13 protein-coding genes are annotated in these 12,847 nt (G+C 35.8%); 5 read left to right on the top strand and 8 right to left on the bottom strand.

Annotation, left to right across the window (positions count from 1 at the left end):
* Positions 1 to 52: 52 nt before the first annotated feature.
* From FNJ88_RS03315 to FNJ88_RS03280, 8 genes are all read right to left on the bottom strand, one after another.
* The gene (locus tag FNJ88_RS03315; RefSeq protein ID WP_143851730.1) at positions 53 to 604 is read right to left on the bottom strand and encodes a fasciclin domain-containing protein; all 552 of its coding nucleotides are present in this window, start codon (positions 602 to 604) and stop codon (positions 53 to 55) included.
* Positions 605 to 770: 166 nt separating this feature from the next.
* Complete coding sequence (locus FNJ88_RS03310; RefSeq protein ID WP_143851729.1) at positions 771 to 1,538, bottom strand: ABC transporter permease subunit; 768 nt, start codon at positions 1,536 to 1,538, stop codon at positions 771 to 773.
* The gene (locus FNJ88_RS03305; protein WP_143851728.1) at positions 1,535 to 2,248 is read right to left on the bottom strand and encodes an ABC transporter ATP-binding protein; all 714 of its coding nucleotides are present in this window, start codon (positions 2,246 to 2,248) and stop codon (positions 1,535 to 1,537) included. Before FNJ88_RS03305 ends, FNJ88_RS03310 begins: the two co-directional genes overlap by 4 nt.
* Positions 2,249 to 2,297: 49 nt before the next feature.
* On the bottom strand, positions 2,298 to 3,548 hold the full coding sequence (locus tag FNJ88_RS03300; protein ID WP_143851727.1) for a nitrous oxide reductase family maturation protein NosD: 1,251 nt from the start codon (positions 3,546 to 3,548) through the stop codon (positions 2,298 to 2,300).
* A 46-nt stretch (positions 3,549 to 3,594) separates the two neighbouring features.
* Entirely contained in the window at positions 3,595 to 4,008 is a 414-nt protein-coding gene (locus FNJ88_RS03295) for a nitrous oxide reductase accessory protein NosL (protein ID WP_143851726.1), read from the bottom strand.
* A 33-nt stretch (positions 4,009 to 4,041) separates the two neighbouring features.
* The gene (locus tag FNJ88_RS03290) at positions 4,042 to 4,629 is read right to left on the bottom strand and encodes a hypothetical protein (RefSeq protein WP_143851725.1); all 588 of its coding nucleotides are present in this window, start codon (positions 4,627 to 4,629) and stop codon (positions 4,042 to 4,044) included.
* A 147-nt stretch (positions 4,630 to 4,776) separates the two neighbouring features.
* A complete protein-coding gene (gene nosZ, locus FNJ88_RS03285; RefSeq protein WP_143851724.1) occupies positions 4,777 to 6,771 on the bottom strand; it encodes a Sec-dependent nitrous-oxide reductase in 1,995 nt (664 codons plus the stop codon).
* Positions 6,772 to 6,860: 89 nt separating this feature from the next.
* On the bottom strand, positions 6,861 to 7,364 hold the full coding sequence (locus FNJ88_RS03280) for a c-type cytochrome (protein ID WP_143851723.1): 504 nt from the start codon (positions 7,362 to 7,364) through the stop codon (positions 6,861 to 6,863).
* A 135-nt stretch (positions 7,365 to 7,499) separates the two neighbouring features.
* Between FNJ88_RS03280 and FNJ88_RS03275 the strand changes: the two genes are divergently transcribed.
* The 5 genes from FNJ88_RS03275 to FNJ88_RS03255 all read left to right on the top strand — a co-directional run bounded on the left by FNJ88_RS03275 (position 7,500) and on the right by FNJ88_RS03255 (position 12,774).
* On the top strand, positions 7,500 to 7,886 hold the full coding sequence (locus FNJ88_RS03275) for a c-type cytochrome (protein ID WP_143851722.1): 387 nt from the start codon (positions 7,500 to 7,502) through the stop codon (positions 7,884 to 7,886).
* A 163-nt stretch (positions 7,887 to 8,049) separates the two neighbouring features.
* Complete coding sequence (gene dnaK / locus FNJ88_RS03270; RefSeq protein WP_143851721.1) at positions 8,050 to 9,942, top strand: molecular chaperone DnaK; 1,893 nt, start codon at positions 8,050 to 8,052, stop codon at positions 9,940 to 9,942.
* A gap of 231 nt (positions 9,943 to 10,173) precedes the next feature.
* Positions 10,174 to 10,743 carry a helix-turn-helix domain-containing protein gene (locus tag FNJ88_RS03265; RefSeq protein WP_143851720.1) on the top strand — a complete coding sequence of 190 codons (570 nt, stop codon included), beginning with the start codon at positions 10,174 to 10,176 and terminating at the stop codon, positions 10,741 to 10,743.
* Positions 10,740 to 11,981: a site-specific integrase gene (locus tag FNJ88_RS03260; protein ID WP_143851719.1), complete on the top strand. Its 1,242-nt coding sequence runs from the start codon at positions 10,740 to 10,742 to the stop codon at positions 11,979 to 11,981. Before FNJ88_RS03265 ends, FNJ88_RS03260 begins: the two co-directional genes overlap by 4 nt.
* Position 11,982: 1 nt before the next feature.
* A complete protein-coding gene (locus tag FNJ88_RS03255; RefSeq protein ID WP_143851718.1) occupies positions 11,983 to 12,774 on the top strand; it encodes a hypothetical protein in 792 nt (263 codons plus the stop codon).
* The last annotated feature ends 73 nt before the right edge of the window (positions 12,775 to 12,847 follow it).

The raw sequence follows: 12,847 nt of genomic DNA, 5'->3' as shown, positions 1-12,847 counted from the left end.
AAATAAATTCGGGAAGTGTTTCAAACATTAAATTTAAACTATTACTTTTTTCTTAGTTCGGTAGAATTACGCTGTCAATAACGTGAACGATTCCATTAGAAGCGGGTACTGATGCAATAATATTAATGGTGCCATTTACAACTGGCTTTCCATCTACGATCTTAATACTGATTGGTTTTCCATCTACCATACCAAGATTTTGTCCGTCTGTTAATTGGTCTGTTTTAATCACGCCTACGTAAGTATGGTGGCTTAAAATGTCATTCAGTTTATCTACATTTTCAGGTTTCAGTAGATCTTCTAATGTTCCCGCAGGTAAATTATCAAATGCAGCATTAGTCGGTGCAAAGACCGTAAATGGTCCTGCATTACTTAATGAAGTTGCTAAGCCGGCTGCTTTTACTCCAGCGACTAAAGTTGATAGATCTGCATTTCCAGCGGCTAATTTTACAATATCTGGCGCACTGTCATCATCTTGTACTGCTTCCTGACCTGCACCCACGGTTTCTGAAGTTTCGGTAGTGGCTGTTGTTGCTGCCTCACTCTGGTTGCAAGAAGAGAATGCGAGTGAAATAACTGCAAGCAACATGATTGACTTTTTCATAGTATTGATTCTAATTGTTATATTTTTAATCTTAGAACACTGAGCGTGTGCTTTAATTATACTATAAAATTAAGTTGAAAATGAAGTATTAACTTATGACTGCAATCACATTGTAACCCATTAATTGGATGAGTTTTATCAGCTCGGAAACAGCAATCGAACAGGTTTAAAGATCTTTTTTATTAAACATAATTAAAGACCAAAGAAACGGCACTAAAGTCCAGATCGCTAAAATGATGAGTGAGATAACCATTCCACCTCCTGATCCGAAAACCTGCTTGAAAATTGCACCTGCCTGCCCCAGCATTGCTGCCACTTCTAACTGTAAAAGAACGAAGATTCTGGATAGTCCGATGGGGTTAACTGCTGCTAACGTTGCCATAATTCCTTCTATTGGATAGTCTGCAAATTGAAACATCAATACAAGTAAAATACCGTCATAAATAATTGCAAAGAACATCCAGATGAAAATAGAAATACCAATTCCTTTTGCTCGGTCTCTACTGTAAATAGCGGCCAACATTGCCAGAGAAGTAAATATAACCGTAAGAAAAATCCCGGTAATCAATAAAGATGCACCAGTTTCAATCGAAGAATAGAGCAAGATCGGAATTCCACAACCAATCAAAAAAGCAAATATTAATGCAGTGGATAATCCCAGGAATAAATTAAACCATACTTTTCCTCTTGGTACAGGCTGACTCAAAAGTAACTCAATAAATTGACTGCTGTTATAAACATAAATTGTAGAAAATATAATGCTTACTAAAGGAACAACCAGTAAAACGACATTTAATAAGCTTAAAGTTGCCTTCGTAAAATTATTTTCTAAACCCAGCACCGACCAGGAAATGATAAAAAGTAAAATGGTGTACAGGATGACAATTTTATTTTTTAAAATATCAAATAAGATAAAACGCGCTATTTTATTCATTTCTTCATGCTTTTTAAGATGGAAATAATTCCGTCAGAAATTTTTGCAGTGTTCGTCTGTTCTTTTAACTCTTCAACAGATTGGTGAACGACCACTTTTGCCTCATTCATGAAAACAATTTCAGTAATAATATCATCTAATTCACTCAATAAGTGAGAGGTAATGATAATCAATTTGCCTTTATTTTTTTCTTTAATGATTTTGTTTTTCAGGATCTCAGTCGCCAAGGGATCCAAACCAGCGGTGGGTTCGTCTAGAATGATCACTTTTGGATTAAACAAGAATGCCAGAACAGCACTTACCTTCTGCGTAGTTCCACCTGAAAGAGTGCGCATTTTTTTGTCGTAAATTTCTCTGAGTTCAAAGGCGTCCAGAAGTTCGGTGTCAAGATCAGCATCCGTATTTTTTCGGGTATCTTTAATCATCTTGATCGTTTCTTCAATTGTCATGTTTTCAGGATAACGGCCGATCTGCGGCATATACCCGATAATCTCACGATATTTGTAATCTTCTTTTACGCTTCTTCCATCCACCAGGATGTCACCATCTATTACGACATTTAATCCCAGAATACATTTTATCAGAGTTGTTTTTCCACAACCGTTGGGTCCAATTAACGCAATAGAATGTCCATTTTGAAACGACAAGTTGATATCATTCAAAGCGGTGAATTTATTGAATTTCTTAGTTAAATTTTTAATTTCAATCATAGCATTAAGATGTTGTAAACATCGCTTTCTGTAGTTGAATATTCGATTATTACGAATCTGTTTTATAATTTACGGGTTTCATTAATGGTTGATCATCAACAAAACTTTCTGGGGTAAGGCTTGGTAATATTTTCTCTGTCCTATCGAGCATGTCAACAAGGAAACTTCTAAATAATAACATGACGGATGGGTTTTGTTCTACCAAAACAGAATATAAACTAAGTGGATGAAAAGGAATATCTCCTATTTTATCTTTGTTCAGATCATATCCTTCATATTTGTCCCAGTAATTCAATCTAAAATCATTCATTACCGTGGACCCGTTAGTACTAATGTCAAAAGTATTATTAATAAAATCATTTCTCATCACCCGATTTTCCATGCAGTTAGAATTTATTTTTATCGCCCAGCCATTATCTTCAAACTGATTATTATAAAAATCAATTTTGGTGGCACCATCTGCAAAAATTCCGGTTGTGTTGCTTTGGAATACATTGCCTTTGATCTTACTGTAAGAAATTTCTTTTAATAAAAGACCGAAAACACTGTCTCCCCAGTTATTAATGAATTTATTATTGTACATACTCACGTTCATAGCGTACATGACCGCAACTCCGGCACCGTTATTATCAAAAACATTGGAAGTGTAAACACTGTCGTTTGAGAACATAAAGTGTAAACCATATCGAAGATTAGCGCGCGAAAGGTTATGATAAACGTAACACTTCACATTCTTTTCAAGATAGATCCCATCTTTGTGTCCTGTGATATAGTTGTTTTTCACCCAGATCTCCCTGCTTCCTAAAAGATGAATCCCGTCACCAATGTTTTCTTCTGAGGTTCCGCGGTTGGTGGTGATCTTGTTGTTGCTTATTAGGCAGCGTATTCCTCTTTGAACGTAAATTCCGAAATGATTATTTTCCAAAATATTATTATCAATTACGGAATCTGCACTGCTATAAATGTGTATCGCGGCCACACTTCGGATTTCATCTCTTCCGCTGTTTATTAATTTAAAACCTTTTAAAACGATGTGATCTGCTCGCAGAGTGATAATTTCACCCTCAAGGTTACCGTCGATAATGGGCCTGTCAATTCCGATTAAGGTCAAGGATTTTTCAAGATCTATCGTTCCTTCTTTGTAAAGTCCTTTATACACCAAAATGGTATCGCCGCTCTTTGCGGCGGCGACAGCTAATTTTATGGAAGTAAACTGCTCACCTTTACCGACTTTCAAAGTAGCTGAGAATGCTAAAACCGGTAAAAACAAAAGTAAAAAGAAAGTGATGGTGTTTTTCATATTTCATACTAACCGTAATTGGAAAAAATTACAAGTTTGCAGCTATTTATTTTGTGACAAGAGTAGCTCCCAATGAAGCGGCAGCTTTTTCAGCGGTAGATTTATCTTTAAATGCTTGCGTATTTCCGCCCATTGGACTTTTAATTTCGCCTCCTTTAATTAAAGTCGCAGTATTTGTTTCAAAAAAATCTCCTGTGGGAAAATCGGCAACGTAAGTTTTAGCATTAACCGTCGTTTCTGCATTAGAAATCTCATAGTCCTGAAGACAGCTGATGTCATCAAATTTATAAAGTCTGCCTTTTTCTGTTAATAATTGGGTAGCATACTTAGGTTCAGAAATGGTCATTTTGCAATTATCACATTGGTCTTTACCGACTGAAATTTCTTGAGGACCTTTTTCTGCACAAGCAACTAAGGTTATCATACTAGCCGCAATAATTGAGTTTCTAAATAACTTCATAATTTTAATTTTGTTTTATTGAATGTTGACGTTTTAAATTGCTTTTTTAGCGATTCTAAATTCTACAAAGGCTAAGATAATCAAAATAACGCCAGCTCCTATCATGATCCCACCGCCAATATTAGGATAAGACCATACTTCAAAATTTAATAATTGTTTGTAGCCAAGTAGGGGTGGTTGATAAGACATTCCCGGTACGATAATCGCCGCATGGGGGTTTAGATTATGTCCGTAGTCGTATAGCCATCTCCAAAAATCAAATACGAATCCAACTCCAAAAGTTAAGAAGATCCCCGTCAAAGCGTAGAGAATTTTTCGACTGTTTAAAAATGTCGCTAAGAAGCAAAGTGCGGCAAAAAAGGCGAGAGCGTAAGGTAAGACTTTAAACTCCCAGAATTCATCTGCATGAATTTCTTTCATTCCAATATAATGATTCAGTCCATTGATGATCTGAAATTCACCACTAATTTTATTGGAGTGGATGAACATGGCTAGACCTTCGGGATATTGTGGCGCATTCAGATAGATGGACCAGATGGGTACAAAAATCGCGGTAACCAGGCCTATGCCTAAAATGATAAGCAGGACTTTAGTCCATTTGTTTAAGTTTTGTGTTTTCATTTTTTTAATTTGAGGTGATGATCGTAAATGATTTCTCTTTAGTAAAGTTCGTTCATTTATTGAAGAATCAATGTGTTTATGATTACAAAATGATTTATCTCATTAAATGAAAAAAGGGCAGTGAAACTGCCCTTTTAGTTATAAACTTTACTTTGTTTCACCTTCTTTCACTGGGCTCTGTGCGTTGTCTTTCTTATTATTCAAAGAATATATAAGTGGGGTATTGCTACCTGCGGGAGATACTCGTACATATCCCTGCATTTCCTGGTGCAGTGCAGAACAGAAGTCGGTACAGTACATTGGATACATTCCTGGTTTCACTGGAACCCACTTAAGGGTGCTTGTTTCACCTGGCATAATTAAGAGTTCGGCGTTTTGTGCGCCTTTCACTGCAAATCCATGTGGAACATCCCAGTCCTGTTCTAGATTCGTTACGTGGAAGTAAACTTCGTCACCAACTTTTACTCCCTCTATATTATCTGGTGCAAAGTGAGAACGGATAGAAGTCATGTAAACGTGAACTTTATTTCCTTCCCTTACCACTTTACTTTCACCTTCTCCGCGAGTTACATAAGGATGTTTGTTTTCTGCCAGTTTATAGAATTTTACCTGGTTTTTAGTGAATAGTTCGGCAGGTCCTGCTTGTGCATAATGCGGTTCACCAATGGTTGGGAAATCTAGCAGCAGTTTCATTTTATCACCACTGATGTCAAATAATTGAGCAGATTGTGCCAATTCAGGTCCAGTTGGTAAATATCGGTCTTTAGTAATTTTGTTATAAGCTACTAAATACTTTCCATACGGTTTTTTAGTATCTCCGCCAACAACCATAAGGTGACCAACAGAATAGAACGTAGGTGTTCTGTCTAATACTTTACAAGTTTTAATGTCCCATTTCACTACTTCTGAAGAAACGAACATGGATGTGTAAGCATTTCCTTTTCCATCAAATTCTGTGTGGAGTGGTCCGAGACCCGGTTTTTGAACTTCACCGTGTAATACTGATTCATATTTAAGAATTGGAATTCCATCAAATTCACCAGAGAAATCTTTCTTTTCAATCGCTTTCATTAATTTATCAAAGCTGAATACAGGAATTAAAGCTGCTAATTTACCAGATCCAATGATATACTCACCTGTTGGGTCAACATCACAGCCGTGTGGAGATTTTGGACAAGGAATTAAGTAACAGATGTCTTTTAATTCTTTAGCAGAAAGTACGGATACTTCTTTTAAAATTTCTGATTTCGCCATTTGGGTAGACTCATCAAATGTATTGTGAGCATATTCTACCGCCATTTTTTTAGCTTTTCCTGCTTTCAGATATTCTTCAGCTTTCTTCCAGTTCACTGCCATGATAAAATCTTTCTCATTTTGAGAAGCATTTACTTCAAGTAGCGTATTAGCCTGTTCAGAGTTATAGCAAGAGAAGAAAAACCATCCGTGAGATTTTCCTTTACCTGCATGGGATAGGTCAAAATTAAATCCTGGGGCTTCAATCTGGAAGGTAATGTCCATTTTTCCGTCCTCTTTTCCAATTCCGATGAAAGAAAGGTAACCTTTGAAATTTTCTTTGAAAGATTCAATTGGAACGTCACCTTGGCCATCAACTGGTACTGCAAAACGGGTACCTGCAACAACATACTCGGTGTTTTCTGTTAAGAAAGGAGATGAGTGATTTCCTGCAGAGTTTGGGATCTCAAGGATTTCCGTCGTTCTGAAAGTTTTCAAGTCAATTTTTGCAACACGTGGCGTATTATTCGCGTTAGCAAATAAATATCTACCGTCAATTTCACCGTTTGTTTGCGACAAAGCAAGGTGGTGTTGGTCATCCCAAGGGATAAATCCGTGAGAGGTTTCGAGCATTGGTTTGGTTTCTTCACTGAATCCATATCCATTTTCTGGGTGAACCGAAAATACAGGAACGATTTTCAAAGTTCTACCACTTGGCAATCCAACCACACTAATTTGACCGTTGAAGCCACCGCTGACGAAACTCATTACTTCATCATGTTTGCCTGGAGCAACGTAAACTTTCTGTGCCGCATCACCCGAAACAGCTGTTTCCGTACCCTTCGGTTTACATGCGACAATACTAACCGCTGCAAAGGCAGCGAGTCCAATTTTCTTGTAAGTTTTCATATATTATTTGATTATTTCTTTCAGAATAGAGAGAAAAAAGAAAGATGAATGGTAAATACATGATGACTTACCATTCATCATAGAGGAAATTATTTTGCGCCGTCGATCTCTCTCATATATTCGAGAACCTCTCTAGCTTCAGTATCGCTAAGACCTTGATTTGGCATTCTTACCAAACAAAGTTCTAATTGTTTTTGTAATTCTGGATCTACATCGATCATTGGATCTGGATTAGAAATAAAGTTCATGATCCATGCTGGTGTTTGTCTTGTAGTAACCCCTTTCCAACCTGGACCAACTAATTTTTCATCGGTTGTTTTGTGGCAAGAAGTACATTTAACTTCAGCAACTTTTTTACCTGCAGCAGCCATTGCTGGATCAAATTTAGATACATCAACGTTTTCATGTTTACCTAAACCTCTGTTTGGGTCATACTTTGCCGCAGTTGCTTCCATTTCAGCAGTGCTTTCGTTGTTAGTAGCTGCAGTTGTTTCTGCTGATCCTGAAGGAATAGAATCTGTTTTCTTGTCTCCTCCACAAGAGAATAGTGTAAAAGCCAGTGCTGCAAATGCAATTGTTCTTAATGATTTCATAATATTTATTTTTTTGTATGTTCAAAAGTACTACAGTTTGGCACATTATCGGTATGACCGTAATCATATACGTAGTATGATAATTATCGTGAAATTTGTGCTACAGAAAATAAAACAGATATAAAATTTAAAAAAATGAAAAAGTATTTAATGATTGTCGCTTTAATCGCAGTCGTTTCATGTAGTAAAAAAGAAGCTAATCCTAATATGGACTCTAATGTGATGTTGGAAGAACCTGTTGCAAAGGTTGTAGATTCAGCAGCTGCAGGGAAAAATGAAGGTCTTGCACTTATTGAGGGTGCTGACTGTCTAACTTGTCATAAAATGGATGTAAGAGTTGTGGGGCCATCTTATCAGGAAGTGGCGGACAAATACACAGAAGGTGATTTAGATATGCTTGCTAATAAAATTATTGATGGTGGGAAAGGTAATTGGGGAGAGATCCCAATGACTCCGCATGCTGGCATGAGTAAAGAAAACGCGAAAAAAATGGTAGAGTATATTATGACTCTAAAAAAATAAAATTTATTTTTTAGTTATTAAGGCATCTTATGATTTAAGGTGTCTTTTTTTATGGTCATTCGATTGGCAATATGTCAATTTGTCATAAAAAAGTGCTTGGTATAAAACTTGAGAATTGTTGATCATCAACAAGCAAATAGCAAATAATTAAAAAATAAATAAAATGAGTAAAATAATTGGAATTGACTTAGGTACAACCAATTCATGTGTTGCGGTAATGGAAGGTAAAGATCCTGTAGTTATCCCTAACGCAGAAGGTAAAAGAACAACACCATCAATTGTAGCATTTACAGAAGATGGCGAAAGAAAGGTAGGTGATCCTGCAAAAAGACAGGCAGTAACCAACCCAACGAAAACAGTTTTCTCTATTAAGAGGTTTATCGGAACTCACTTTAAAGATGATGCTTCTGAAGTTTCCAGAGTACCGTACAAAGTAGTTGCTGGTCCAAACGATACTGCAAAAGTAAAAATCGACGACAGAGAATATACTCCACAAGAAATTTCTGCAATGATTCTTCAGAAAATGAAGAAAACGGCTGAAGATTATTTGGGACAAGAAGTAACAAGAGCAGTAATTACTGTTCCAGCTTACTTTAATGATGCACAAAGACAGGCGACTAAAGAAGCAGGAGAGATCGCTGGTTTAAAAGTAGAAAGAATTATCAATGAGCCTACGGCAGCAGCTTTAGCTTATGGTTTAGATAAAAGTCACAAAGACCAAAAAATCGCAGTATATGATTTAGGTGGTGGTACTTTTGATGTTTCGATCCTTGATTTAGGAGACGGTGTATTTGAAGTATTGTCCACAAATGGAGATACGCATTTAGGTGGTGACGATTTTGATGATGTAATTATCAATTGGTTGGCAGATGAATTCAAAACTGCAGAAGGTGTTGAGTTGAAAGGTGATCCAATTGCGTTGCAAAGATTAAAAGAAGCAGCAGAGAAAGCGAAAATAGAATTGTCGTCTGCTTCTCAAACAGAAATTAACCTTCCTTATATTACAGCAACTGCAACAGGTCCAAAACACTTAGTAAAAACTTTGACCAAAGCGAAATTCGAACAATTGGCTGAAGATTTAGTAAGACGTTCTATGGAACCTTGTAAAAAAGCACTTTCTGATGCAGGTCTTCAAACATCTGATATTGATGAAGTAATTTTAGTTGGTGGTTCTACTAGAATCCCGATCATTCAGGAACAAGTTGAAAAATTCTTCGGAAAAACACCTTCAAAAGGAGTTAATCCAGATGAGGTTGTAGCTTTAGGAGCTGCGATTCAAGGGGGAGTTTTAACTGGTGATGTGAAAGACGTTCTTCTATTAGATGTTACACCACTTTCATTAGGAATTGAAACAATGGGTTCTGTGTTCACCAAATTAATTGATGCCAATACAACCATTCCAACTAAGAAATCAGAGGTTTTCTCAACAGCAAGTGATAATCAGCCTGCAGTTTCTATTAGAGTAGGACAAGGAGAAAGACCAATGTTTAATGATAACAAAGAAATCGGAAGATTTGACTTGTCAGACATTCCACCAGCGCAAAGAGGAGTTCCTCAGATCGAAGTAACTTTCGATATTGATGCTAACGGAATCTTGAGTGTTTCTGCAAAGGATAAAGGAACCGGAAAAGAGCAGTCTATTAAAATCCAAGCGAGTTCAGGACTTTCTGAAGAAGAAATCGCAAAAATGAAACGTGAAGCTGAAGAAAATGCCGCCTCAGATGCTAAGAAAAAAGAAGAAGTTGAAATCTTCAACAAAGCAGACGGATTGATTTTCCAAACAGAAAAACAATTGAAAGAGTTTGGCGAGAAATTATCAGCTGACAAAAAAGCCGCGATCGAAACTGCACACGCAGAATTGAAAACAGCTTTCGAAGCAAAAGATATGGACAGCGTAAAAACCAAAACAGAAGCTTTAGACGCAGCTTGGATGGCAGCTTCTGAAGAAATGTACGCTCAAAACGGACAACCAGGTGCTGAGCAAGCGCAAGGAAGTCCAGAAGGAGATGCAGGAACAGAAGATGTTCAGGATGCTGACTTCGAAGAAGTCAAGTAATTAGCAATTATCATCGATTAACATCGATTGAAATTAAGTAGTAAATCGCTGTAAACGTAATGTTTACAGCGATTTTTTTGTTTTTAACATTTTTTAATAATAGTTGATTTTAATGGATTTTTATCGTATTATTGTATCTTACTTGTACCGCGTCTTAATAGCAGACAATCTGCTTCTTATTATGTCTTATTTAGGCTAATTTGATTTTTATTTTTTTAAAATAGTGGAATTATGGGCTTTAGTAATCTTAGGATACCAAAACTTTGTGAATTTTGTGAGAAACCATTTGAAGCAAAAACAGTTACTACAAGATTTTGTAGCAAACTTTGTTCGGAAAAATCTATAAAAAGACAAAAAAGACTAGTTCAGGAAGTAGAAGCTAAACAAGTTTTATTGGAAAAATCAATAAATAAAATTGCGGAAATTCAAACTCGACCTTATCTTTCTGTAGGTGAAGCTGCAATATTTTTTGGAATGTCGAAGGATACAATTTATAGATTAATCAAAAGCAATAGAATTTCAGCACATAATTTTGGTGAAAGATTAACCCGAGTTTGTAAGTCGGATTTGGAATCAATATTTACTGTGGTAAAAATTGCGCCGGAAAAAGAAAAGATTGAGGAAAAACAAGTTTTTGAAGTAGGTAACTGTTATACAATTTCAGAAATTAGTGCAAAATACCATGCTGATCCGGGAACGGTAAATAGTGTCATTAAAAGAAACAAAATCCCAACTAAAAAGGTTGGAAGTTTTGTGTACGCACCTAAAAATTTAATTGACAAAATTTTTGACGGAAAATGAAAGAGTTATTAAAAACCAAAGTTACCGTAAGACTGCGAAAAGCCGAGTTCCGAAAAGAATGGTTCATTTATTTGGAAAGTTACCCCGTGATGATTCCAGGTAAAAATGATCCCCAGAGAATTCGAGAATACTTGAACCGGAGTGTAACAACTGTACATTTCGATAAGAAAAGACCGGCACGGACAACACAAAATTCAGTTTCGTTTAAACCCAAAAGAGATGATAATGGAATTATCGTTTGCAAAAGTGAAAATGACCGCGAGACAATGTTTTACGCAGATTCATTGCGCAAATTGAGACAGAGAGAATACGATAACATTGAACTTTATAACGAACTTGATATAATCCAGCAGGAGGAAAAAGAAAGATCTCAGGAGAATTTTGTAAGATATTTTGATTTGCTTGTCAATAAAAGGCATAAAAACAATTCCGAATCTATTCAGGTGAATTGGTATCGCTCGATAGAATTTCTAAAAGATTTCGGAGGTGAAAAAATTATGTTTTCACAGATTAACACAAAATTCTGTGAAAATTTCAAATCGTATTTGTTGACTGCAAAAAGTGGTAGCAATAAAGATGCGATAATTTCTCAAAATACAGCTTCAACCTATTTTTCTGTTTTCAAAGCTGCACTGAAAGAAGCGTTTATCGATGGCTATTTTACAATTGATATTGCGGCTAAAGTAAAATCAATTCCACATGAAGAATCGAGAAGAGAATATTTAACGTTAGAAGAACTCAATACTTTGGTTGAAACACCATGCGAACTTGATGTTTTAAAACGAGCGGCACTTTTTTCTGCATTGACAGGTTTGCGACATTCCGATATTCAAAAATTGACGTGGAATGAAATAAGTATTGAAAACGATCAAGCCAGAATAAATTTCACTCAAAAAAAGACAAAAGGAGTTGAATATATGCCGATGTCTAAACAAGCATTACAACTATGTGGAGAAGTTGGTCTTCCAAATGAACTGGTGTTTGAAAATTTGACGAACCCAGCTTGGATTTCCCGACCACTTAAAAAATGGATAGAAAGTGCAGGAATTACCAAAAAAATAACCTTTCATAATTTCAGACACACTTTTGCGACTTTGCAACTTTCTAGCGGAACAGATATTTACACCGTCAGTAAAATGCTAGGACATACCAACGTAAAAACTACGCAGGTTTATGCAAAGGTTGTTGATGAAAAGAAAAATACAGCATCAAAAGCAATTCAATTGAAAAACTTTTAAAATGAATTTGAAATATTTTGAATATATTGTTATTTACCTTTCGGTCCTGGTGGTATGTGTAGTCGTGGGAGCGTTAGCAAGAATCTCTTTTATTGGTAAAGGTGGTGATGAGTATAGCGCAAATATTGTATTTTGGTCAATTACAGCATTAAGTATTTTATTTTATGCGATTATCATTTTGTTTCTTGATGTCATAATTGTTGGATTCAGAAAAATATTTCGCAAAAAGAATAATTCCAAAAATTCTACTCTAGATTTTATTCCAACTAATAGTCATGAGCATATTACAGTCGGGCAAAAAAAAATAATTGATGACAATACAGCAAATCAGTTAATTGAATATTCAAAGGAAAATATTGAGGATCAAACTGCGCAAAAGGTAAATCTTGAGTCTATAAGAAAAACCCAACTTCAGCAAAAGCAACAGATTGAAAGTGAGAAATTACAAGTCGCTGTAGATTATACTCGAAATCAATTTGCATTATATTTAAAGGATGAAGATCTAGATGCACTTTGCGACGCCGTAAATTTATATTCACTAAAAAAAGATATTCTTAATAATATTCCTATTTCTACAGAAGACTTAACAAATCTGGACCTTTATCACTTCGGCTGGAATATTTGGCATCATTTCAGACCCATAAAACAGGAGGAGGTTTCAAAGTTATTAAAAAATGTTTTCGTTTCGCTTGATGATATTGATTTGGAAAGTATCAAATCCCATTTGAAAGATGAACCTAAAAAAGGTATTATAAAAATTCAAGAAAACCTGGCAGACTACCAAAAGTCATAAAAAATCACAAAACGAAGTGTATTTTAAGTGATTTCTCTGTGATTGCGTGTTTACGACCATCACAGAGGAATCA

The organism is Chryseobacterium sp. SNU WT5 (genome assembly GCF_007362475.1).
In the GTDB taxonomy this organism is placed as follows: domain Bacteria; phylum Bacteroidota; class Bacteroidia; order Flavobacteriales; family Weeksellaceae; genus Kaistella.
The sequence above is the reverse complement of the archived record's forward strand: the minus strand, read 5'-3'. Positions and strand labels throughout refer to the sequence as shown.